General features: G+C 52.9%; 18 protein-coding genes and 1 tRNA gene. 16 read left to right on the top strand and 3 right to left on the bottom strand.

The annotated features are described in order from the left end of the window. Window positions 1-32 precede the first annotated feature (32 nt). From L2Y54_RS17670 to ppnP, 4 genes are read left to right on the top strand one after another with little or no spacing between them, the layout of a single operon-like run. Window positions 33-869 (top strand): carbon-nitrogen hydrolase family protein, encoded by an 837-nt coding sequence (locus tag L2Y54_RS17670; protein WP_236497950.1) that lies wholly within the window; start codon window positions 33-35, stop codon window positions 867-869. Further along, window positions 866-2,314, top strand: coding sequence for a metalloprotease TldD (gene tldD, locus L2Y54_RS17665; RefSeq protein WP_236497949.1), 1,449 nt, complete (start codon window positions 866-868; stop codon window positions 2,312-2,314). Before L2Y54_RS17670 ends, tldD begins: the two co-directional genes overlap by 4 nt. An 11-nt stretch (window positions 2,315-2,325) precedes the next feature. Further along, the gene (gene pmbA, locus L2Y54_RS17660; RefSeq protein ID WP_236497948.1) at window positions 2,326-3,669 is read left to right on the top strand and encodes a metalloprotease PmbA; all 1,344 of its coding nucleotides are present in this window, start codon (window positions 2,326-2,328) and stop codon (window positions 3,667-3,669) included. Between the two features lie 59 nt (window positions 3,670-3,728). Further along, entirely contained in the window at window positions 3,729-4,040 is a 312-nt protein-coding gene (gene ppnP, locus L2Y54_RS17655; protein WP_236497947.1) for a pyrimidine/purine nucleoside phosphorylase, read from the top strand. Here ppnP and purN read toward each other — a convergent pair whose 3' ends face one another. Together purN and purM are read right to left on the bottom strand one after the other, a co-directional pair. Then, entirely contained in the window at window positions 4,041-4,703 is a 663-nt protein-coding gene (gene purN, locus L2Y54_RS17650; RefSeq protein WP_236497946.1) for a phosphoribosylglycinamide formyltransferase, read from the bottom strand. Beyond that, window positions 4,693-5,736, bottom strand: a complete 1,044-nt coding sequence (purM, locus tag L2Y54_RS17645; protein WP_414718480.1) for a phosphoribosylformylglycinamidine cyclo-ligase — start codon at window positions 5,734-5,736, stop codon at window positions 4,693-4,695. The genes purN and purM overlap by 11 nt, the downstream gene beginning before the upstream one ends. A 138-nt stretch (window positions 5,737-5,874) precedes the next feature. Between purM and L2Y54_RS17640 the strand changes: the two genes are divergently transcribed. The 8 genes from L2Y54_RS17640 to L2Y54_RS17605 all read left to right on the top strand — a co-directional run bounded on the left by L2Y54_RS17640 (window position 5,875) and on the right by L2Y54_RS17605 (window position 14,005). Continuing rightward, window positions 5,875-5,962: transfer RNA gene (locus L2Y54_RS17640), tRNA-Ser, on the top strand. Between the two features lie 98 nt (window positions 5,963-6,060). Further along, the gene (gene serS / locus L2Y54_RS17635; protein ID WP_236497944.1) at window positions 6,061-7,332 is read left to right on the top strand and encodes a serine--tRNA ligase; all 1,272 of its coding nucleotides are present in this window, start codon (window positions 6,061-6,063) and stop codon (window positions 7,330-7,332) included. A 114-nt stretch (window positions 7,333-7,446) separates the two neighbouring features. Next, complete coding sequence (ccoG, locus tag L2Y54_RS17630) at window positions 7,447-8,847, top strand: cytochrome c oxidase accessory protein CcoG (RefSeq protein ID WP_236497943.1); 1,401 nt, start codon at window positions 7,447-7,449, stop codon at window positions 8,845-8,847. 6 nt (window positions 8,848-8,853) lie between these two features. Beyond that, the gene (locus L2Y54_RS17625; protein WP_236497942.1) at window positions 8,854-9,675 is read left to right on the top strand and encodes a FixH family protein; all 822 of its coding nucleotides are present in this window, start codon (window positions 8,854-8,856) and stop codon (window positions 9,673-9,675) included. Between the two features lie 6 nt (window positions 9,676-9,681). Further along, window positions 9,682-12,114 (top strand): heavy metal translocating P-type ATPase, encoded by a 2,433-nt coding sequence (locus L2Y54_RS17620; RefSeq protein ID WP_236497941.1) that lies wholly within the window; start codon window positions 9,682-9,684, stop codon window positions 12,112-12,114. Window positions 12,115-12,154: 40 nt separating this feature from the next. Then, on the top strand, window positions 12,155-12,367 hold the full coding sequence (ccoS, locus tag L2Y54_RS17615; RefSeq protein ID WP_236497940.1) for a cbb3-type cytochrome oxidase assembly protein CcoS: 213 nt from the start codon (window positions 12,155-12,157) through the stop codon (window positions 12,365-12,367). A 273-nt stretch (window positions 12,368-12,640) separates the two neighbouring features. Then, window positions 12,641-13,549 carry a selenium metabolism-associated LysR family transcriptional regulator gene (locus tag L2Y54_RS17610; RefSeq protein ID WP_236497939.1) on the top strand — a complete coding sequence of 303 codons (909 nt, stop codon included), beginning with the start codon at window positions 12,641-12,643 and terminating at the stop codon, window positions 13,547-13,549. Window positions 13,550-13,612: 63 nt separating this feature from the next. Beyond that, a complete protein-coding gene (locus tag L2Y54_RS17605) occupies window positions 13,613-14,005 on the top strand; it encodes a hypothetical protein (RefSeq protein ID WP_236497938.1) in 393 nt (130 codons plus the stop codon). Between the two features lie 67 nt (window positions 14,006-14,072). On the opposite strand, the gene uvrB is transcribed toward L2Y54_RS17605, so the two are convergent. Next, a complete protein-coding gene (gene uvrB / locus L2Y54_RS17600; protein WP_236497937.1) occupies window positions 14,073-16,097 on the bottom strand; it encodes an excinuclease ABC subunit UvrB in 2,025 nt (674 codons plus the stop codon). Window positions 16,098-16,263: 166 nt separating this feature from the next. On the opposite strand from uvrB, the gene L2Y54_RS17595 reads away from it, so the two are divergent. The 4 genes from L2Y54_RS17595 to L2Y54_RS17580 are packed head-to-tail and all read left to right on the top strand — an operon-like array spanning window position 16,264 to window position 23,080. Continuing rightward, on the top strand, window positions 16,264-18,573 hold the full coding sequence (locus tag L2Y54_RS17595) for a toll/interleukin-1 receptor domain-containing protein (protein ID WP_236497935.1): 2,310 nt from the start codon (window positions 16,264-16,266) through the stop codon (window positions 18,571-18,573). Further along, window positions 18,570-19,562, top strand: coding sequence for an AAA family ATPase (locus L2Y54_RS17590; protein WP_236497934.1), 993 nt, complete (start codon window positions 18,570-18,572; stop codon window positions 19,560-19,562). Before L2Y54_RS17595 ends, L2Y54_RS17590 begins: the two co-directional genes overlap by 4 nt. Next, the gene (locus tag L2Y54_RS17585) at window positions 19,562-21,751 is read left to right on the top strand and encodes a hypothetical protein (RefSeq protein ID WP_236497933.1); all 2,190 of its coding nucleotides are present in this window, start codon (window positions 19,562-19,564) and stop codon (window positions 21,749-21,751) included. The genes L2Y54_RS17590 and L2Y54_RS17585 overlap by 1 nt, the downstream gene beginning before the upstream one ends. Before the next feature lie 15 nt (window positions 21,752-21,766). Further along, complete coding sequence (locus tag L2Y54_RS17580; protein WP_236497932.1) at window positions 21,767-23,080, top strand: formylglycine-generating enzyme family protein; 1,314 nt, start codon at window positions 21,767-21,769, stop codon at window positions 23,078-23,080. Window positions 23,081-23,176 lie beyond the last annotated feature (96 nt).

Raw genomic sequence — 23,176 nt, 5'->3', positions numbered from 1 at the left:
TGAGACCACGCATACAGTAAGGGGAAATCAGCATGGCGTTAATCGCAGCACTACAAATGGCAGCAGGCTCACAGGTTCAGGCGAATCTGATGGAAGCCGGGCGATTGATTAAGGAAGCAGCAGCACGCGGCGCAGGTATGGTGGTGCTTCCTGAAACCTTTGCCATGATGGGTGCGCACGATACCGACAAAGTGAAAGTAGCAGAAACCTTCGGTGAGGGGCCGATTCAGGCCTTTATCAGTCAGCAAGCTCGCAAGTACGGCGTGTGGATTGTGGCAGGTACGATTCCGATCCGTTCTGACGATCCGGCGCGTTCTTATGCTGCCTCGCTGATGTACGATGCCAAAGGTAATGTGGTGGCGCGTTACGACAAAATTCACCTCTTTGATGTCATGCTCAGTGAAAATCAGGAAGTGTATACCGAAAGCGATACGACCGTGCCGGGCAAAGCGCCTGTCGTGGTGGACACGCCGTTTGGCAAGGTTGGGATGTCGGTGTGTTATGACTTGCGCTTTCCTGAGTTGTACCGGCGCTTATCCGAGCAAGGGGCGCAAATTTTAGTCGTTCCTGCTGCATTTACCGAGTTGACGGGAAAGGCGCATTGGGAGGTGTTATTGCGGGCGCGGGCGATTGAAAACCTGTGCTACGTGGTTGCCCCCGGACAAGGCGGTTATCACGTCAGCGGACGCACGACCTACGGTCACAGCATGATTGTGGACTATTGGGGGCGGATACGCGATGTGCGTGAAAAAGGCGCAGGTGTGGTTTTGGCTGACATTGATTTGGATGCATTGCAACAAACCCGTAAGACTTTTCCGGTGCTTTCCCACCGTTGCCCAACACAAAATATTAATCAAGGAATAGCATGAAACAGGCATACGATTTTGCCCAAGAGGCATTTTTTGCCCCGATGGGTTTGAGTGAGGCGCATCTGGAACAAGTTTTCAGCCAGCTTTTAACTAAAGATACCACGCTGGCAGATTTGTATTTTCAGTCTGCCCGCTATGAATCCTGGGGATTGGAAGAAGGCATTATCAAAAGCGGCAGTTACAGCATTGAGCAAGGCGTAGGCGTGCGCTCGGTATGCGGTGAGCAAACCGGCTTTGCATACAGCGGCGAAATCACGTTGCCTGCGTTGCTGGAATCCGCCAAAGCTGCCCGTGCGATCAGCCGCGCAGGGCAATCGGGTGCGGTGAATGCGTGGACAGTACGTACCCCACAGCGCCCGCTTTACGGGATGGATGACCCGCTGAACTCATTGTCGGAAGACGATAAAATCAGCTTCTTACGCCAAATTGACAGCATTGCGCGGGCAACCAGCCCTTACGTGCGCCAAGTCATGGCGAATATGGTAGCGGTGCATGAAATCATTTTGGTGGTGGATGAAACCGGACGCATGACGGCTGATATTCGCCCGCTGGTGCGCACTAATGTGTCGGTCATTGTGGAACGTAACGGGCAAACCGAGAGTGCGACGGCAGGCGGTGGCGGGCGTTTCAGCCTCGATTTCTTCGTGACTGGCAATAAGGCACAAGAATACGCCGAAGAAGCGGTGCGCAAAGCTTTGATTAATCTGGATGCGGAAGCCGCGCCAGCGGGCAATATGACCGTGGTATTGGGCAATGGTTGGCCGGGTGTCTTGTTGCACGAAGCGATTGGGCACGGTTTGGAAGGCGATTTTAACCGCAAAGGCACATCGGCGTTTGCAGGGCGGATTGGTGAACAGGTGGCTGCCAAAGGCATTACCGTGGTGGATGACGGCACGCTGGAACAACGCCGTGGTTCGTTAAGCGTGGATGATGAAGGCACGCAAACGCAATGCACCACGCTGATCGAAGACGGCATTCTCAAAGGTTATTTGTTCGACCGTCAGAATGCGGCATTGATGGGTACACAATCCACTGGCAATGGTCGGCGTCAGTCTTACGCCAATTTGCCGATGCCGCGCATGACCAATACGTACATGCGAGCGGGTGACTATGATCCGGCAGAAATCATTGCGTCGGTGGAGAAAGGCATTTACGCGGTGAATTTCTCTGGCGGGCAAGTTGACATTACGTCGGGCAAATTCGTGTTTTCTGCCTCGGAAGCGTATCAAATTGAAAACGGCAAAATCGGTAAGCCCTTGAAAAATGCCACGCTAATCGGCAATGGCCCGGATGTTTTAACCCGTGTCAGCATGGTCGGCAATGATTTGCAATTGGATACCGGCATCGGCGTGTGCGGTAAAGATGGGCAAAGCGTACCGGTAGGCGTGGGGCAACCAACACTTCGGGTTGACGGTTTGACCGTTGGCGGCACAGCGACAGCATAAGGACAATAACCATGATTGAACTCTACAACCGTTTTGACATTGCGACTGAATTTCAAGCGATGGCGGAGCATGTGCTGACGGCAGCCAAAGCCAAAGGCGCAACGGCGGCTGAACTCGACATTGACAAAAGCATGGGGCTTTCGGTCGAAGTGCGCATGGGGCAGGTGGATAAGCTGCAATACCACCGTGATCAGGGTATTAACCTGACCGTTTTTTTCGGGCATCGTAAAGGCTATGCCTCGACGGGTGATTTTTCGCCGCAAGCCTTGGCGGATACCTTGGAGGCGGCGTGCCGGATTGCGCGTTATACCTCGGAAGACGATTTCAACGGTTTGGCGGATGCGGAACGCATGGCGACCGAATTTCCGAAGCTGGATTTGTACCACCCGTGGGAATTGAATGCGGACATGGCCATTGACATGGCGCTGCAAACCGAAGCGGTGGCACGTGAGCATGATGCCCGCATTACCAATAGCGAAGGCGCGGGCGTGGATAGCTACGCGGGCATGAGCTTGTACGCGAATTCGCACGGTTTCATGGGGGTTAGTCACAGTACGCGCCATTCCTTGAGCTGCTCGGTGGTGGCGCAAGATGGCGAGTCCATGCAGCGTGATTATTGGTACAGCGTATCGCGTGTACCTGGGTTGCTGGAATCGGCAGATAGCGTGGGGGCGGAAGCGGCGCAGCGCACGGTGCGGCGGTTGAATGCGCGTTCCTTGTCTACCCGCGAAGCGCCGGTATTATTTGTGCCGCAAATGGCGCGGGGTTTGGTTGGCCAATTGGTGTCAGCCATCATGGGGGGGGCGCAATACCGCAAAGCCAGCTTTTTGCTGAATTCGATTGGGCAGCAAGCGTTTCCTGATTTCGTGCAGTTGCGTGAAGACCCGTTGATTCGTCAAGCCTTGGGTAGCCGTTCCTATGATGCCGAAGGCGTGGCAACGCAAGCGCGGGATATTGTCAAAGATGGCATTATCCAAGGCTATTTCCTCGGCAGTTACAGCGCTCGCAAGTTGGGAATGTCCAGCACGGGCAGTGCGAGTGGTGTGACCAATTTATTGCTGGCGGATACCGGTATCAGTTTCCCTGACTTATTGGCGCAAATGGGAACCGGCTTGATGGTAACGGAATTGATCGGTAACGGTGTCAATGGCATTACCGGCGACTATTCGCGGGGTGCAGTGGGTTACTGGGTCGAGAACGGCATGATTGTGCATCCGGTGGAAGAGGTGACGATTGCCGGAAACTTGAAGGATATGTTCAAAGGCATCGTCGCGATTGGGGATGATGTGGATGAGCGTGGTAGTATCCGTACCGGATCGATTTTGATTGATAAAATGACCATTGCAGGTCAATAACCCCTCACCCCTAGCCCCTCTCCCTCAAGGGGAGAGGGGGTCAACTTTAAAGGAAGTGTATGAGTCAGTTTGAGAATGTCAGCGTTACTAAAACGGCAAATGTGTATTTTGATGGTAAGTGCGTCAGCCACACCGTGACGCTGGCGGATGGTACGCGCAAGAGCGTGGGGGTGATTTTACCGTCTACCCTAACGTTTAATACGGGTGCGCCGGAGATTATGGAATTGCTGCAAGGTCGCTGCCGTGTGCGCTTGGCGGGCAGCGATGCTTGGGTTGATTATGCTGGCGGGCAATCGTTTGAGGTGGGTGCAAATTCTTCCTTCGACATTGAGACGTTGGAAGATTTGCACTACGTGTGCCATTTCGGTTGATTAGTTGAGGTGCTGGGCGGGGCGGGTTAAGGCTTTCCCGTCCAGCATTGCTTGATTACCTTCTAAGGTTAATCTGCCTTCCACAAACCATTGGATAGCGCGTGGGTAAATGATGTGTTCCTGCTCTTGTATCCGTTGCGCCAGACTCTGTTCTGTATCGCTGGGTAAGACTGGCACTTTGGCTTGAATAATTACCGGGCCACCATCCAATTCTGGGGTCACGAAATGCACGCTGACGCCGTGTTCATGCCCGCCATCTTCCAATACGCGCCGATGGGTATGAATACCTTTATACAGTGGCAATAGGGAAGGGTGGATATTGAGCATTCGCCCCGCGTAATGGCGCACAAAGTCGGGCGTGAGGATGCGCATAAACCCCGCCAACACCACCAAATCCGGCTCGAAACCGTCAATCTGCGCTTGCAAGGCTTGGTCGAACGCAGCGCGGCTGTCAAACCTGGTGTGATCCAGCGTGACGGTCGGAATTCCAGCATCGGTAGCGCGTTGCAAGCCCAATACGTCGGCGCGATTGCTGATCACCGCCGCAATACGTGCATTCAGGCGACCAGCTTTAATCGCGTTGATAATGGCTTGCAAGTTGCTGCCGCTGCCTGAAATCAGCACTACCAGTGTGGGCAGTGCTGTCTGCTTGTTAAGCGACATATTGGACGAATGGGGTATCAGTGTCAGACGTATCCATCGTGCCAATTTGCCAAGCTTTGATGTTTTCCAAGCGGCAAGTGCTAATGATTTCTTCGGATTTGTCGGCGGGAACGACCAGAATCATACCGATGCCGCAGTTGAAAGTGCGCAGCATTTCATCATCCGCCACGCCGCCTTTTTCCTGCAACCAATTGAAGATTTCTGGGCGTTGCCAGCTACTCAGGCTGATTTTGGCTTTGGTGCGGGCAGGCAATACACGCGGTAAATTTTCGGTTAAACCACCGCCGGTGATGTGTGCGACCGCGTGCAAATTATAACGGCGCATTAAACCGAGAATCGCTTTGACGTAAATCTTGGTGGGTTCCAGTAACGTCCGCCCTAAGGTGCTGTCACCGAACGGTTCATCCAGCGATGCGCCACTGACTTCAAGAATTTTGCGGATCAGGGAATAGCCGTTGGAATGCGGGCCACTGGAAGCCAGCCCAATTAGCACGTCATTCCTGTGTACGCGCGAATTGTCGAGAATATTGTCACGTTCCACCACGCCGACGCAGAAACCAGCGAGATCGAAATCGTCACCGTGGTACATGCCGGGCATTTCTGCCGTTTCGCCGCCAGCGAGTGCAGCACCGGCTTGGGAACAGCCTTCGGCGATACCGGCGATGACCTTTTCGGCAATATCCACGTCAAGTTTGCCGGTAGCAAAGTAGTCGAGGAAAAATAATGGTTCAGCGCCGCTGACAATAATGTCATTGACGCACATTGCGACCAGATCAATGCCGATGGTGTCGTAGATGCCAGTGTCGATAGCAAGGCGAAGTTTGGTGCCTACGCCATCCGTACCGGATACCAGCACGGGGTGTTTATAATGCGAAGGAATCGACATGAGTGCGCCGAAGCCACCCAACCCGCCTAACATTTCAGGGCGTTTGGTGCGTTGGGCGTGGGGTTTGATGCGTTCTACCAGAGTGTTGCCTGCGTCAATATCAACGCCAGCGTCACGGTAGGTTAGGGAGGGTTTGCTTGAATCCATTAAGCCTGTCTCGGTTAGGGCAGTCATAAAGGACGGATTCTAGCATAGCCACCCCACGGCTGACAGACAGAAAACCTAACCTTTGTTTGAAAAAACACTGGAAATGGCAGAGCGTTTTGCGTACTATGTGCATCCTTCGGAGAGCTGGTCGAGTGGTCGAAGGCGGCGGTCTTGAAAACCGTTGAGGGTTAAACCTCCGGGGGTTCGAATCCCTCGCTCTCCGCCATATTTTTGTACGGTGATGGCCGACAAAGTAAAAAGCCCGCTACATAGCGGGCTTTTTTGTGCCTATCATTTCTGCAATACACGCATGGAACAAGAGTTATGTTAGACCCAAAACGTTTAAGAGCCGATCTGGATGAGGTCGCCACCCAATTGGCACGACGCAGTTTTAAGCTGGATGTGGATACCATCCGCGCTGTTGAAGAGCGGCGTAAAACTTTACAGGTAGAAACCCAAACCTTACAAAATGAACGTAACTCACGTTCCAAAGCCATTGGGCAAGCCAAAGCGAAGGGTGCAGACATTCAGCCCTTACTCGCCGAAGTCGCGGATATGGGCGATACGCTCAAAGAAAAAGAGCAGCAACTCGCCAGTTTGCAAGCCGAGCTTGATGCCATTGTGATGGGCATTCCCAATGTGCTGGATGTTTCTGTACCCGACGGCAAAGATGAAAATGCCAACGTCGAAATTCGCCGCTGGGGTGAGCCGCCCGCATTCGATTTTGAACCGAAAGATCACGTTGACCTCGGTTTGCCGAATGGGTGGATGGATTTTGATGCGGGCGCAAAGCTTACCGGCTCTCGCTTCGTAGTAATGCGCGGCGCAATGGCACGGCTGCACCGGGCGCTGATCCAGTTCATGCTCGATACGCACACGCAGGAACACGGTTACACCGAAGCGTATGTGCCGTACATGGTGAATGCCGACAGTTTGCGTGGCACCGGGCAGTTGCCGAAATTTGCCGAAGATTTGTTTAAGTTGGACGGTGAGCAAGGTTATTACCTAATCCCGACCGCTGAAGTCCCGGTCACGAATCTGGCGCGGGATACCATTATTGATGCCGCTGACTTGCCGGTGAAATACGCTTGCCATACGCCGTGTTTCCGTTCCGAAGCGGGTTCTTATGGCAAAGATACCCGTGGCTTGATTCGCCAGCATCAGTTTGAAAAAGTGGAAATGGTGCAGTTGGTGCGCCCGGAAGATTCCATGCAAGCGCTGGAAAGTCTGACGGGTAATGCTGAAGCGATTCTGCAAAAGTTGGGTCTGCCTTACCGGGTGATTGTATTGTGTGCAGGCGATACCGGCTTTTCCTCGATGAAAACCTACGATTTGGAAGTCTGGTTGCCGGGGCAGCAAAAATACCGCGAGATTTCATCGTGTTCTACGTTTGGTGATTTTCAGGCACGCCGTATGATGGCGCGTTACCGTAACCCGGAAACCGGCAAGCCGGAGTTGCTACATACGTTGAACGGCTCTGGTTTGGCGGTGGGACGTACTTTGGTTGCGGTGCTGGAAAATTATCAGGAAGCAGACGGGCGCATCCGTATTCCTACTGCTTTACGTGGGTACATGGGTAACACTGAGTATCTGTGATATATCAGGAAAATACTGCACCAACTTGATTCTGCGCAATGTAAACCGCGCAGGGTCGGGTATGATGCAGGCTTTTCACCCCGTCTGGCAAAGCCAACGATTGGATATTGCAACATGAGTATTGAACAAGCCATCCAGCCCAAAGCCTCTCTCCAGCCTCGCTCGGTAGAAGGTCGTTTTCGCAACATTAAAACCGGCATTTTGTTGCTGGGCTATGCGGTGTTTTTTTTATTGCCTTGGATTCGCTGGGAACGTGCCGTGGGGCCGGATCAGGCGATCTTGTTTGATATTCCGGGGCGACGTTACTACATGTTCGACTTGGTGATGCACGCGCAGGATATTTTCTGGCTGACGGCGTTGCTATTCCTTGCGGCGGTATTGTTGTTCTTTGTGACCACGCTGTTTGGGCGGGTATTCTGCGGGTATTTCTGTTTCCAGACTTTGTGGACGGATGCATTCCGTTGGATTGAGCGTTGGGTGCAAGGCGATCGTGTCGCCCGCTTGCGTTTGGATAAACAGCCGTGGAATACCGAAAAGATTCGCAAAGTGGGTTTGACCCATGCTTTGTGGTTGCTATTGGCGATGTGGACAGGCTTGAGTTTTGGGCTGTACTGGGGGGATGCGTTTGAATTGACTGCCGGATTCTTCACCGGAACAGCTCCCACCGCATTGTACGGCACGGTCATTATTTTAACGCTCACGACCTATTTGACAGCCGGTTGGGCGAAGGAATACGTGTGTTTGCACATGTGCCCTTACTCTCGTTTCCAAAGCGTTATGTTTGACCAGGATACCATGATCGTGTCGTATGACATGAATCGCGGTGAAGGCACTACCGGGCGTGTCAAGCCGGTGAAAGAGTTGCGTGATCAAGCTTTCCGTCAAGAAAAAGGTCACGGCGATTGCGTGGATTGTGGCTTGTGTGTGCAAGTTTGCCCAACAGGAATCGACATTCGCGACGGTTTGCAAATTAGCTGCATTCACTGTGCGCTGTGTATTGATGCCTGCGATGGCATTATGGATAAACAAGGCTGGAAACGCGGTTTGATCCGTTATACCTCTGAACATGCGTTGGAAGGCAAGAAGACCAAAATTCTCAAGTTGCGCACCGTGGGTTATGGCTTGGCTACCTTGTTTGCAACGATTTATCTGGTGTGGAGCATTGCTAGCAGCAAGCAACTGGAAGTGACTGCCGTGCAGATTCGCAGCCCCTTGTACGTTACACTTTCTGATGGGCGTATTCAAAACAGCTACGAAGTCAAAATCAATAACAAAACTATGGAGGCGGCGCGTTATACCCTAGTAATCGAGGGTTTGCCTAATGCTGAAATGGATTTGCAGATCAATGATTTGAGCGTGAAACCGGATTCAACACTGCGCGTCTTGGCAAAAGTCCGCTATACTATGCAGCCCGGTGAGGCAGGCAAAAACCATGACTTCCAGTTCAGGCTTACGCCGTTGGAAGGTAAAGTGGTAGAGCCTGTTATCGTTCCTTCACACTTTATGACTCCGTAAGGCTGCATGGAAAATCAAAATATAGCATTTACATTAGGGGTGGGCGTACTGGTTTCGCTTGCCCTGTTTGTCTTGTTTTACAAAGTCCTGAAACGCCCCGGTAAGTTGGCGTCATTGCTGACATTTTTGGTCGTGTTGGCGATTTATGTGCCGTTGGCAGTGTTGTATTGGGGAGGTCTGGATGTATTCGCCATCCACTTTGCCTTTTTCACGATGGCAGCGGTGTTGCCGGGGATTATTGTCGGCAACCGACCTGGCTCAGATACCGATGGCGGTAGGTTGCATTGGGGACCGGGGATTATTATCGGCTTTTTCATGATACTCGTGATTGTGGACTCCACGATTATTACTTTGGCAAACAGTGGTGCGAGTGCTGATTTTATCCGCAATTTCTTGCCAGAACCACGCCGTGAAAGCGCACAAAATGTCACCTCTGCTTTCCCCGGTACTGTTTCCAATGACTACCAGAAAAAATATGACCTGTATAATAACTACATTGGTCAGTTGAAAACCCAGCAGGAACGTGGTTGGCAAGTTGCCGATGGTTGGCTGGAAAAGCCACAACCGAATAAGGCGAGCATGTTCCGTATCCACGTGACCGATAAAGCGGGTCAAGCCGTCATGAGCGGGAATGTGAAGGTTTCTTTTTTACGCCCTTCCAATAAAGCAATGGATGTCACTTTGGAGTTGCCGGAAGCTGCCCCCGGTTTCTATGGTCAACCTATTGCTTTGCCTGCACCGGGGGCATGGGATATGGTGATGACGGTTAAGCGTGGTGATGAAGTCCACGAAGTGAAAGGCGAAACCTGGGTCGGAGAGAAACCTTAAGCCATCATGAGTGACACTTCTTTACACCTAGCTTCCAGCGATTGCTTTCATTGCGGTCAGCCCATTCCGCCTGGTACGCATTATAGCGTTGATATTGATGAAGAATCGCGTGAAATGTGTTGTACGGGCTGTCACGCGGTGGCGACGGCAATTGTCGATAATAACCTCACCGATTATTACCGTTTCCGTACCAAAATCAGCGATAAGCCCGATGATTTAGTGCCAGAGGCATTGCGGCAATTACAGGTTTACGATTCACCGGATTTGCAGAAATCGTTTGTGCGCGAAACCGGCGCAAATATCCGGGAAGCGTCGCTGATTCTGGAAGGCATTGTGTGTGCTGCGTGCGTTTGGCTCAATGAGCATCACGTCAGGCAACTCGACGGGGTGCTGGATTTCCGTATTAACTATTCTACCCACCGCGCTACCTTGAAATGGGATAACGAACGCCTGCATTTAAGCCAGGTGTTGCAGGCTATTTCCGAAATTGGCTATCACGCCCACCCCTTTGACCCGCGTCGACTTGAGTCTTTGCAAAAAAAGGAAAAATCCGCTGCATTGCGCCGTATTGCCATCGCGGGTTTGGGCATGATGCAAGTGATGATGATTGCAATCGCCATGTACATCGGCGCGGTGTCGGATATGGATACCGGAATGCGCGATTTTTTGCGCTGGATTAGTCTGGTGATGACCATACCCGTGGTGTTTTATTCCGCAAGAGTGTTTTTCACTTCGGCATGGCGGGATTTGCGGCGCGGGCGCTTTGGCATGGATGTGCCGGTATCATTGGGAATCGGGATTGCGTTTACTGCCAGTGTTTGGGCAACGTTCACCGGTGGCGGCGAAGTCTATTTTGATTCAGTCACGATGTTCACCTTTTTCCTACTGACAGGGCGCTATTTGGAAATGGCGGCGCGGCATAAGTCCGGTCAGGTGGCGGAGGAGTTGGTGCGTTTAATGCCTGCGACGGCGACACGCTTGCGCGATGGTGCGCAGGAGGTGATTCCGGTCAGTCAACTTGAGTTGGGTGATCATGTGTTAATCAAGCCGGGCGAAGTAGTACCGGCTGATGGTGTCGTCACCGATGGCACAAGCAGCACCAATGAGGCGCTATTGACTGGCGAAAGTCTGCCTTGCCACAAACAACCGGGCGATGCCTTGGTTGGTGGTACGGTCAATATGGAAAGCCCGTTGACAATGCGCGTCGACAAAGTTGGCGATAGTACGGTGTTGGCTGCCATTATCCGTTTGCTGGAACGGGCGCAAGCCGAAAAGCCGGAATTGGCGCGTTTGGCAGAAAAAGTGGCTTCGCGCTTTGTGCCGTTGATTTTACTGACGGCAGCGGCAGTGTTTGCCTGGTGGTATCAACACCAACCTTCGGAAGCGTTCTGGATTGCACTGTCGGTATTGGTTATTACCTGCCCGTGCGCGTTTTCTCTGGCGACCCCCACCGCCTTGACAGCCGCTACCGGTTTGCTCACCTCTAAAGGTGTGCTGACGACCCGTGGTCATGCGTTGGAAACCTTGGCACGAGTCAATCACATTATTTTCGATAAAACTGGCACGCTCTCGCACGGTCATTTGGAAGTGGTTGACGTGCAAACCTTGGGCGCTGAACCTGTACAGGTTTGCCAGCAAATCGCCGCAGGGCTGGAAATGGCGTCGGAACACCCGGTTGCCCACGCGATTGTACGTCTCAGTGACACCCCGGCAACTGTTAGCGACCTGATGGCAGAATCCGGGCGGGGTGTGAAAGGTGTGTATGCGGGTAAGCATTACCGACTTGGTACGCACACATTCGTGGCAGAATTAACCGGATGCCCATTACCTGACAAGGTGTCAGCCGCTGGCGACCGCTCACAAGTTTTCCTGGGTTCAACGGATGGCTGGTTAGCCGTGTTTAGTCTCGCGGATCAGTTACGTGCTGAAGCTGCACAAATGGTGGAAGAGCTGCAAGCTCAAGGGGTCACAGTGACCTTGCTCAGCGGTGATTCCCCTAGTGTTGTCGCAGCCGTTGCGCAGCAATTGGGTATTGCCCATGCGCACGGTGGTCAATTGCCCGCTGACAAGTTGGCGTACATGCATCATCTGCAAGCTCAGGGTGCGGTAGTGGCAATGGTCGGTGATGGGGTGAATGATGCGCCGGTGCTGGCGGGTGCGCCAGTGTCGATTGCGATGGGTAGCGGCTCACAATTAGCGCAAGCCAGTGCGGATATGGTGTTATTGTCTGAAAATTTACGGCAGTTACCCTTGGCGGTGCGTACTTCGCGGCGGATGCAAACCATTATTAAACAGAACTTTTTATGGACGATTGCCTATAATCTGTTGGCTATCCCGTTGGCGGCGACAGGCATGATCGCGCCTTGGATGGCAGCGATTGGCATGTCCGCCAGTTCTTTGGTGGTGGTGCTTAATTCATTGCGTCTGAAAAATGAGTGATTCTAGTCTATAATGTCAGGTTTGGTTGGGATGTAACGCGATGGATGCCTTGTACTTGCTGATTCCGATAGCACTCGGCGTGATGATTGTCGTGGTGATAGCCTTTATTTACACCGTCAAAAGCGGGCAGTACGATGACTTGGAAGGACCTGCACATCGCATTTTGATGGATGATGATGACCCGCGTATTCCGAGCAAGCAACCAGAGTCACCCGCAAAAGCAGTGGAAGAGGGAAAAGAGAAAAATGTGTAGCGTAGTAGGGTAAAGGGCTGCGCCGTTTATCGCTACTTATCACCGGTATATCATTTTATTCATAAAGCTGAACATATCATTAACCATAATGCGAAAATTGTTCTATGCTATCTATAACAAATTCCTCTGGTGATAACGGTTGGGATTTTCGATAGGTTTTTTTAAACATTGATCAGTAGTAAATATCCGGGAATGAATAACCGGAACAGGGATGGCAAGGATGGATTCCCTGTGGGGTTTGCTAGGACTGGTAATAGGAGAATAGGTAATCATATGGCTGATAGAAGATTACAGGTCTTTCATGCGGTGGCTCGCTTGTTGAGCTTCACCAAGGCAGCAGAAGTGCTGCACATGACGCAACCGGCGGTCACATTCCAGATCCGTCAGTTGGAAGATCAGTTTGATACCCGTCTGTTTGACCGGACGCACAACCGCGTCTCCCTCACAGAAGCCGGGAAGATCACGTTCGAGTATTCCGAGCGTATTTTCGAACAATACAGCGAAATGGAAAATGCTATTCGTGAAATGACGAATGACATCAGTGGTTCGTTGACCATTGGTGCGAGCACGACCATTTCCGAATACATGCTGCCTTCATTGCTGGGCGAGTTCAATTCCAAGAACCCCGATGTCAGATTGCGTTTACGTGTATCCAACACCGAAGGCATTGTGTCAATGGTGGAAAACAACGTGATTGATCTTGGCGTTGTCGAAGGCGTGGTCAACAACAAAAACTTGCTGGTGGAAGTCTGCCGTCAGGATGATTTGGTGCTGATCGTTCCGCCGACACACGCACTGGCGAGCAAAACGGCGGTGAAGCTGAAAGACGTGTTGGAATACCCCTTCATCTGCCGTGAAGAAGGCTCCGGTACACGTGAAGTGGTACTCGACTATCTGTATGCATTAGGCATGGACAAGCACGCGATGAACGCTTGCTTGGAACTGGGTAGCCCAGAAGCCGTGAAAGGTGCTGTGGAAGCCGGTATGGGCGTTTCCATTGTTTCCAGCGCCAGTATTGGCAAAGAATTGCGTCTGGGTTCGTTGGTTGCTATCCCGCTTGACCCGCCATTGACCCGCGACTTTTCTTTCGTGCGCCAGCGCCAGAAGTTCAAAGTCCGTGCGATGGAAGAGCTGTTGGAGTTTGCCCGCAGTTATTGCGAAAACCTCAAAAAGCAGAAGTAAGTCCGTGTTGGGTACAGCGTATCGTGCTGTACCCCGGATTATTTGCATCACACAGGAAACCCCATGTTACCCGGTATGCCACAATCAACCGGCTCTGCCGAAGAAAAGCGTCTTCGCAAGCTATACCGCAACATGAGTTCAAACGATCAGGCAACCCTGCTGCGGTTTGCCGAATTTCTCGCAGGCTCGCCTACGCCTGACCTTGAGCCCATGACCGAATTCCCTTCACCAGAAAGCATTGAGCGCCCAGAGCAGGAAAGCGTAGTCAAAGCGATTAAACGCCTGACGGCTACCTATCCAATGGTTCCACGTGAACGTTTATTGAATGAAACGTCCAGCCTGATGACCGCGCACGTGATTCATGGCAAATCAGCGACGGTGGTGATTGATGAGTTGGAAGTGATGTTTGCACAGCATTACACCACGCTGAAGACTGAATTCGAGCAAAAAGCGTAGGTCTGGCTTCAGCCCGACATTTCCGTAATAGCCAGCATTCACGCTGATTGTCGGACTAAAGTCCGACCTACTCTAGCCCGAACACTCGCGCCCGGATGTGGGCAACCTGATCCCGGACTGATGCGGCTTGTTCAAACTCCAGATTTTTGGCGTGCTGGAACATCTTTTCTTCCAGCTTTTTTATCTGCTTGATGGCTTGATCGGGTGTTAAGCTGCGGTATTCTGCCGCGTCTTCGGCGACTTTCTTTTCGCCGCGTGTTTTGCCTTTGCCCTTGGTGGCATTGGCGTAAGCGCCTTCCATCACATCGGCAATGCGCTTGCGGATGGTTTGTGGGGTAATGCCTTGCGTTTCATTGTGGGCAAGCTGTTTAGTGCGGCGGCGGCTGGTCTCACTCATCGCTTTGCGCATCGACTCGGTGATTTTGTCGGCGTACAGAATCGCTTTGCCTTCGGAATTGCGGGCGGCGCGTCCGATGGTTTGGATGAGGGAGCGTTCGGAGCGCAGGAAACCTTCCTTATCCGCATCCAGAATCGCTACCAGTGATACTTCCGGTATATCCAAGCCTTCCCGCAGCAAGTTAATTCCCACCAGTGCATCAAACTCGCCTTTACGTAAGTCGCGGATGATTTCGACGCGCTCCACGGTGTCAATGTCAGAGTGCAGGTAGCGTACTTTGATGCCGTGTTCCATCAGGTAATCGGTGAGGTCTTCCGCCATGCGTTTGGTCAGGGTTGTGACCAGCACGCGCTCGTTGCGGCGGGCGCGTTCGCTGATTTCGGACATGACGTTATCGACTTGTGAAATGATGGGACGAACTTCGACTTCGGGATCGACCAGTCCGGTGGGGCGTACCACTTGTTCGGCGATATTGTCGGAATGTTCCAGCTCATACGTGCCGGGGGTGGCGGAAACGTGGATGGCTTGCGGAATCAGTTTCTCGAATTCGTCAAAGCGCAGCGGGCGATTGTCGAGCGCGGAGGGCAGGCGAAAGCCGTAATCGACCAGTGTGCTTTTGCGCGAATAATCACCTTTGTACATGCCGCCGAATTGCGGGATGGTGACGTGGGCTTCGTCGATGAACACGATGGCATTGCGCGGCAGGTAATCGAATAAGCACGGTGGTGGTTCACCCGCAGGGCGTTTCGAGAGGTAGCGCGAATAGTTTTCGATGCCGGAACAGTAGCCGGTTTCGACGATCATTTCGATGTCGTACTGGGTGCGTTGTTCGAGGCGTTGCGCTTCCACTAAGCGGTCATTTTCACGTAATACTTTTAGGCGTTCTTTGAGTTCGGCTTTGATGTAGTCGATGGCGGCTAATAGCACTTCACGCGGAGTGACATAGTGCGTTTTCGGGTAAACCGTGAGGCGTGGCACGCGGCGCAGCACTTCGCCCGTCAGTGGGTCGAAATAGCTGAGATTTTCGATTTCGTCGTCGAAGAGTTCGATGCGGATGGCTTCTTTGTCAGATTCGGCAGGGTGAATGTCGATGACTTCGCCGCGTACCCGAAACGTGCCGCGTTGCAGGTCTAGGTCGTTGCGGCTGTATTGCATTTCCGCAAGGCGACGCAAGATAGTGCGTTGGTCAATGCGGTCACCGCGCACCAGAATCAGCAACATTTTCAAATACGATTCGGGGTCGCCTAAGCCGTAAATGGATGAAACCGTGGCGATAATAATGACATCTTTGCGCTCGAACAGGTTGCGGGTGGCGGAAAGGCGCATTTGCTCGATGTGATCATTAATGGCGGAATCTTTTTCGATGTACACGTCTTTGGACGGCACATAGGCTTCCGGCTGGTAATAATCGAAGTAGGAGACGAAGTATTCCACCGCATTATTCGGGAAGAACTCTTTCATTTCGCCGTAAAGCTGGGCTGCCAGCGTTTTATTGTGTACCAGAATAATCGCGGGGCGCTGGGTTTGTTGGATGATATTCGCCATTGTGAAGGTTTTGCCGGAACCTGTTACCCCCAGCAGGGTTTGGTGCAGCAAGCCATCGTTTAAGCCGTTGACCAGCGAGCGAATCGCTTCGGGTTGGTCGCCCGCGGGCTGGTAGGTGGTGTGGAGCTGAAAGGTTTGCGCTTCAGTCATGGAGAATGCCTGTACTGATGGTTTGCAGAGAGCCTAGTCAACCTTCTGATAAATAGCAATTCGTGGGGGATGAACTCTTACGAAATAAAAGCTCTATTTATTGGCTTTTATATGCTAAAAATACTGTCAGTATCTTTTGGGGTTGCCCCTCGTCCCGGATTCTGACATGACCAAACCTCGTTACATTTTTCTAAGCCACAACAGCACCGATAAGCCGGAGTTGCTGCGTTTTGCGGATGCATTGGTAAAGCGTCCATTGGCTCAAGCCCATAACCTGCAAGTGTGGTTAGACAAAACTAATCTTGAGCACGGTGTTCAGTATACCAACCAGTTTGCCAAATACATCAACCATGCTGATACTTGTGCCTTCCTATTGTTCATGCCGCGTGAGCCAATACGCGCCTATGTGGAGTACGAAATTGGCATAGCACTTGATCGCCATCTGGGGGATAAAAACGATGATAAGCGTTTCCCTATCTTGCCTGTCTATCCGGGGGCGCGTTCTGGGCGGATCGAATTGCCAGAAGCTATCCGCACTTTCAACTACCGCGAATATGTTTACGATGATGTCGAGCAGATGGATGCCATTATCACCGATGCCCTCGGCAATCTTTCCCCCGTAGGAGCCAGCTCTGCTGGCGATTCTGCTGATTTTATTGAAATGGGGAAGGAATCGCCTGCAAGGCAGGCTCCTACGGGGGAGCAGCGTGAGGGGTATGATGTTTGGTTGTCGTGGGTGTTGACGCGGAAGGGTAATGAGTTGCAAGCGGAGGATGATGGACGCAACCTTCGCACGTTGTCTTGTGCTGAGCTGCCGGGTATCGACGCGACGCCGGAACAGTTGCTACCACTGGCAATTTGGTTGTTGGGTGAGCAAGCAATAGACGGTATCAAAGGTCGGGTACGCATTTTGACCGATGCCCCTGAGCTTGCCATGTTGCCTTGGCATCGCTTACCGCATCCGCAAACGGGTAAACCGTTGCTGGATTCTGGGTGGGTGGTGGAAACCGGGGCAGGGCGTAGCCGTTTACCCGGTTTTAGCACCCTTGCCCCGCATACCCCGCTATTGGTGATTCCTGCCAACCAGCAGGGCATTGTGGTGGATAAGCACTGTTCCTTGGTGGAAAATTATCTGGAAGCCTATCTGGATATTCAGGGGCTGATTCCGCGCATTAAAACGCCGCAATCACTACGCCGCGAACTGCGTTTGCATCAACCTGATTTGCTTTATATCTACGCCCGTTTTGAGGGTGAACAATTACAACTCGATAGTGGGTCAGATGGTGAAGCGTCGCTTTCCCTGCAAACGCTGGGTGAGTGGATTGCAGATGCCGGGATACAGCCTGTGGTGATTATCAACGTGATTGGTCAGGGCAAAGGGTTGGAACACTATCCGCATCTGTTGGTGCAGGAATCCCGCTTGGTGTGGATTCAATGCACTTTCAGCAGAAAGGACAGCAATTGGGCTGATCTGGAAAAAAACCTGTCCGAAGTCATGGAACGGACAGCCAATAACGGTGATTTGAGTGGTTTGATTGCGCAACAGGCATTGCATCCCCGCCAAAGAATGCAAAGCTTTGTGTGGATGAACGGCAAAACTCCGCAATTGCAGGTTGCTGGAAGTCAGCAAAAACGGGCGCGTCAGTTTCGCGCCGCGCTGCTGAAAGTCATGCTGGGGCGCGTAGCCTTGAAAGACCAAATGGCGGGCAGTATCCAACGGCATTCGAGCCAGCATATTCCGTTGACTACTTATGCGGTGACGGGTGATGCCAAAGCCTGCCCGCACGATGTACCCGAACAAATCAGGCAGCGTTTGCAATACGATGACCCGAAAAATAGCCTGACGGTCGTGCAGTATTATTTCCACATCACCATTGCTGCGGATGAAGATGCACTCGATGTGCTGGAAGTGGCGATCAGTGAAGGCATTTTGCATGGCAGTGAATACCCGGAGGTCATTTTCAACAGGGAATTGAAACGGCGCGGGCTGAGCCATCAAGAATGCTGTATCGCCCTGAATTGGCTGTTCCGGGTTGAGGAAGGTCAGGAAGCAGCAGTCTCTGGTTGGCTGGATACATGGGGAACTTCCATGCGTGAGTATTTGACCCAAGTTAAGTTGGAAAAAGCCATCCTGATCAATGCCTTTTGCTTGGAAGTCCACGATGAACGCCATGCCCAATCGGTACAGACCAGTGTCAACAAAGAGTTACGTAACCTGCGCACGTTTACAGCCTGCCCGATGGTGCCGATTATCCTCAAAGATGCGCTTAGCAAACTGGAAGCCGATGAAATCAACGATTTCCTCGAATCCAATCAACGTTACTGGTACAACGAACTTAAGCTACCAGCCCATAAGATCGACCCTTGGGTATTCGCCGAATGGGTTGCTGAACAAACCGGCGGGTTGTTTGAAACCACCGTTAACCTGATCTGGAAACAGTATCAACGCGATTATCAGGAATACCTCAAGCCATGAATGACGCTTTCCACATCATCAATAAACCCAGCGACTGGCAACGCCACGATGCGGAACATTTACCGGGAAAAATGCAGGCGTTGGCGGCGACGGCAACAATTGCCAATGAACGCGATTTGGATAAGTCGGCGGAACGTTTCCGACCTTCGGCGGCGTTGCTAACTGCCATTAATGCGGCGTTGGCGGCGCGAGTGCCGTTGTTATTGACTGGCGAACCGGGGACGGGCAAGACACAGGTGGCGTGGTTTATTAAGCGGTTTTTCAAGATTCCGCTGTTTGCGTATCAGGTGCATTCCAACAGTCAGGCGGCGGATATGCGTTATGACTTTGATGCGGTGGCGTATTTGCGGGATGCGTATGTGGCGCGGCATGGGGGGGAAACCCCCTCTAACTCCCCCTTGTCAGGGGGAGAACCGGAAAAAATAGATCCGCGTTCGCAGCAGCGGTATTTGAAACCGGGGGCGTTGTGGCAGGCGTATGACAGCACGACGGAATGTGTATTGCTGATTGATGAGATTGACAAAGCACCGCGTGATTTTCCGAATGATTTGTTGCAGGAACTCGATCAGAGCCGCTTTGAGCACCCGTTCCACAAGGGTGAGTATGTCAGTCGCAAGGGTGCGCCGCCGATTATCATTATTACCAGTAACGGGGAGCGGCGTTTGCCGGATGCGTTTTTGCGGCGTTGTATGGTGCATCACATTGCGCTGGACAAAGATTTGTTGTTGGAGATCATGACTGCATGGCAAAGCCAGTTTCCGCACTTGCATCCTGATACCCGTGAAGCTGCCTTGAAGCGTTTCAATGAAATTCGCGACATCCCACGTTTGAGTAAAAAACCGGGGGCGGCGGAACTGTTGCTGTGGTTGAGTGTGCTATCGGCGCAAGGTGTAAGCAAGGCAGCGTTGGCGGATAGTGTGGCATTGAAGGACTTGCCTGCGTTGATGTGCTTGATTAAAGATCATACGGATTATGGGCATCTAGGCTAATGCAGCATTCCCCCAGTCTCGACATTCTGCTGGAACATATGCGCTTGCGTGGCATCGCGGTGGGTGCGGCGGAATTACAGCGTCTGCAAGCGGTGTTTAGCCGTGCGCCCAATTTGTCACGAGAGGCATTGCTGGGTTTGCTGCAAACGGTGTTGGCGAAAGATGATAGTCAGCGGCGTAGCATTGAGCGGTTGTTTGAAACCTTGGTTCCGTTTGACGGGGAGGTAATGGTGGGGGAATCGCCAGCGGGGCTGGCTCCTACAAAGACCGATTCCCCGGTAGGAGCCAGCCCCGCTGGCGATTCTTCTAACACCCCAGCCCCCAAGAAACCCCGTAAACCCTTGAATGTGCTGGCAATCGGTTTGGGCATCTTGGCAATCATCGTTCTGCTCTTGCTATGGTGGGTTTATGCAGAAGGTAAGAAAACCCCGCCCGTTATCAGCCAGTCCAGATCGGCAGCAGTGCAACCCTTTGCTGATATTCCCAAAGCGGAGAAAAAGCCCGACAGTGATCTGAAGCTGGTCGATAGCATTGAACTGTGGAGTCCGACGATCACCAAGGTGGAATCCATTTCCCCATTTGAGCGGATGTTGCCGCCACTGGCATTGCTGCTCGGTGCAGGACTCGGCTTGGTGTGGCTGCTGCATCAGGCGTTGTTGCGTACCCGTGTGCGTCAGCCGCAACCGCCGCTTATCCGCCACCGAGGGAAGTTTCACCTGCCACCGTTACAAGGATTGCCGGATTACCACTTGCTTGGCAGTGAAGCACGCCGCGAGATGGGGTGGGGGATCAGCCATTACCTGAGTGAGCAACCACTCAACCGCCTCGACATCGAGCGCAGCGTGGCAGAAACCGCGCGTAGTGGCTTGCCCAGCATCCATTTCCGTACTGCCAGCCGTGAACGTGAGGTGTGGTTGTGGCAGGATCAAAGCAGCACTAACCCTGACTTATCGCGGCTGGCGGATGAAATCTCTGGCACGTTGCAGGCAGTGAATATTTTTGTGCAGCGTGGCTATTTCCACGGTTTGCCCGCACGGGTGCTTAGCCCGCAGGCGGAAGTGCTGTGGTCAACCCGGCACGAATACCCGGAAAACCAGCCGCTGGTGGTGGTGCTGTGTGACCAAACCAGCCTTGCGCAGATGGAAGCAGCGCACGCCGATGAAAAGCACGCTACTTTGCACTTGTTGGGGCATTGGGCGAATTTGTGCATGGTGGATTGCAGCCCGCAGCCGGGGGAATTGTGCCGCCAGTTCAAGCCGTATGCGCTGGAATGTCTGTTACCGCAGGAGGTGTCCGGCTGGTTGGCGCGTCAGGGTGGGCAGCGTGAGACGGCGGGGAATGTCTGCCCGCTGGATGAATTGCACCGTTGGGCATTGGCTTGCGCTTTGCCGGAACGCCCGTTGATGGAGGCTGAAATTCGTGCTTTGCATGAAGCGTTGCGGTTGGATTGTGCCTGGCAATACCACAGTTTGAAACGTTATGCGCGGGAAAGTGGCACGGGGTTTGACTTTACCCAGGAGCGGCGCGGCTTGTTGCAGGAATTGGCGCAATTGGCACGGGCGGGAAATGCGGATGTGGCACGGGCATTGGCGTTCTGGTCGCGGCGTTATGCGGAAATGGATCGGGAGTTGGGGGCGCGGGAAACACCGGAAAGACCCTGGAAGGAATCGAGAAGGCAGCGGTTGTTGGCGTTGGATGTGGCGTTGTTGGGGTTGTGGGAGACCCTCACCCCCCAGCCCCCTCTCCCAGAGGTAGAGGGGGAGCAAGAAAAATATAATGCTGTGGTTTCTTTCTTAAGCCCCTCTACCTCTGGGAGAGGGGTTGGGGTGAGGGTTTCCGCCGAACAGCTTTATGACCTGCATAGCCATGCGGATTTGCGTAAGGAAGTGGAGCGTAAGCTGGGGGCGTATGGGTGTTTGGATTGGCCGGAATTGTCAACGGTCAAGGATAAATGGATACGTTTGCCGTTGCGTTGGGGGGATTTGGCAGCAACAACCCGTAAGCAGTTGTTGGCGGCGGGGTTTGGGGGCAAGGCGCAGAATCTGCCGTTGCGGTTGGATAAGGCGACTGGAATCTTGATGGGGGTGCTGGCGGGTCTGACCTTGGCGGGATTCGTGGGGAGTGTGTGGGCGTTGATGCCGGTGGCTGTGCAGGTGAAACCGCAATGGAATTCAGCCGAACCGTCCTAAAAAATCCAGCAGTGGGTGGGTGATGATTTGTTGCTGGGGACTACCAAAGGCGGGTGGATTGTGCCGCAGGAAACCCACGATGATGAAATTGTCTGGGTAAAGTGGCAGCAAGAGACTCGCTTGGCGCGGGAAATCCCCCCTAACCCCCCTTTTGCAAAGGGGGGGACAGCGGATGGGGTGGAGTTGTGGTTGGCGGGTGAAAATGGCAAGCCGGAACGCCCTACGGTGGCGGGTTGGCCTGTGCTGTCGGTGGCGGTGATTGGGTATCCGGCGACGGATGCGGATGCGCGGCGTTTGGCGGCGAAGCTGCTGGATAATGGCACGGCTGATCAGGTGCTGCTGGGCGAGGACTGGCGTAAACATCAGGCTGAAATGATGCAGGGCTGGGGTAAGCTGCCCGGTGTGCAATGGTTGTATGTAATGCCAAATGACCATCAGCCGCCGAAATACGGTGATCACATTGCTCGCTTTGCCATGAGCCCGGAAGAATTATTGGAAAAGTTGGCGAAGCCGGGGGTGCTTGATCCTAATAGCTTGCAAGCCAAGGCTAAAATCAAAGGCGAACCCCGCCTGATGGGCTTTGCCGCAGCCATGAAAAGCCTTGAATTGCCGCAGGGTATGAAACTGATGCCGGTTCTGCAAGGCAGTTTTCAGATGGGCAGTGCTACAGGTGCTGATGACGAAAAACCAGTTCACACGGTCAATATCGGTTATGACTTCTGGATGAGCGCCACCGAGGTCACGTTTGCCCAATACGATGCTTATGTGGCAGCCGTAAAAGGCAAGGAAAAGCCGGATGATCAGGGATGGGGGCGTGATACCCGCCCGGTGATCAATGTGTCGTGGGATGATGCGCAAGGCTATGTGAAATGGTTGTCTGAGAGCAACGGGCAGGGCTTGAGTTGCCGTTTGCCGACCGAAGCGGAATGGGAATATGCGGCACGAGCGGGAACGACGACGGATTATTTCTGGGGTGATGACATTGGCAAGAACAACGCCAATTGTGATGGTTGTGGCAGTGAGTGGGATAATAAACAGACTGCCCCGGTGGTGAGTTTTAAGCCTAACCAATGGGGCTTGCAGGATATGCACGGCAATGTGTGGGAATGGACGCAGGACTGTTGGCATGACAATTACGCTGATGCACCTGCTGATGGCACGGCATGGGAAAGTAATGCCGACTGTGGTCGGCGTGTGGTTCGCGGGGGTTCGTGGAACCTCAGTCCTAACCTCCTGCGCTCGTCCTACCGTTACGACAACGCGCGCGACTACCGTTACGACGTTCTCGGTTTTCGTGTTGTTTGCGGTCTCCCATTACCTGTGCGCTGAAAAGGGGGAATCGCGAGCATGGCTCGCTCCTACGATTGTGTTAAGAATGCATCCCCGTAGGAGCCTGCCATGCAGGCGATGCCTTCCCACGATTTC

It is taken from the genome of Thiothrix winogradskyi, from assembly GCF_021650935.1.
Taxonomy (GTDB): domain Bacteria; phylum Pseudomonadota; class Gammaproteobacteria; order Thiotrichales; family Thiotrichaceae; genus Thiothrix; species Thiothrix winogradskyi.
The sequence above is the reverse complement of the archived record's forward strand: the minus strand, read 5'-3'. Positions and strand labels throughout refer to the sequence as shown.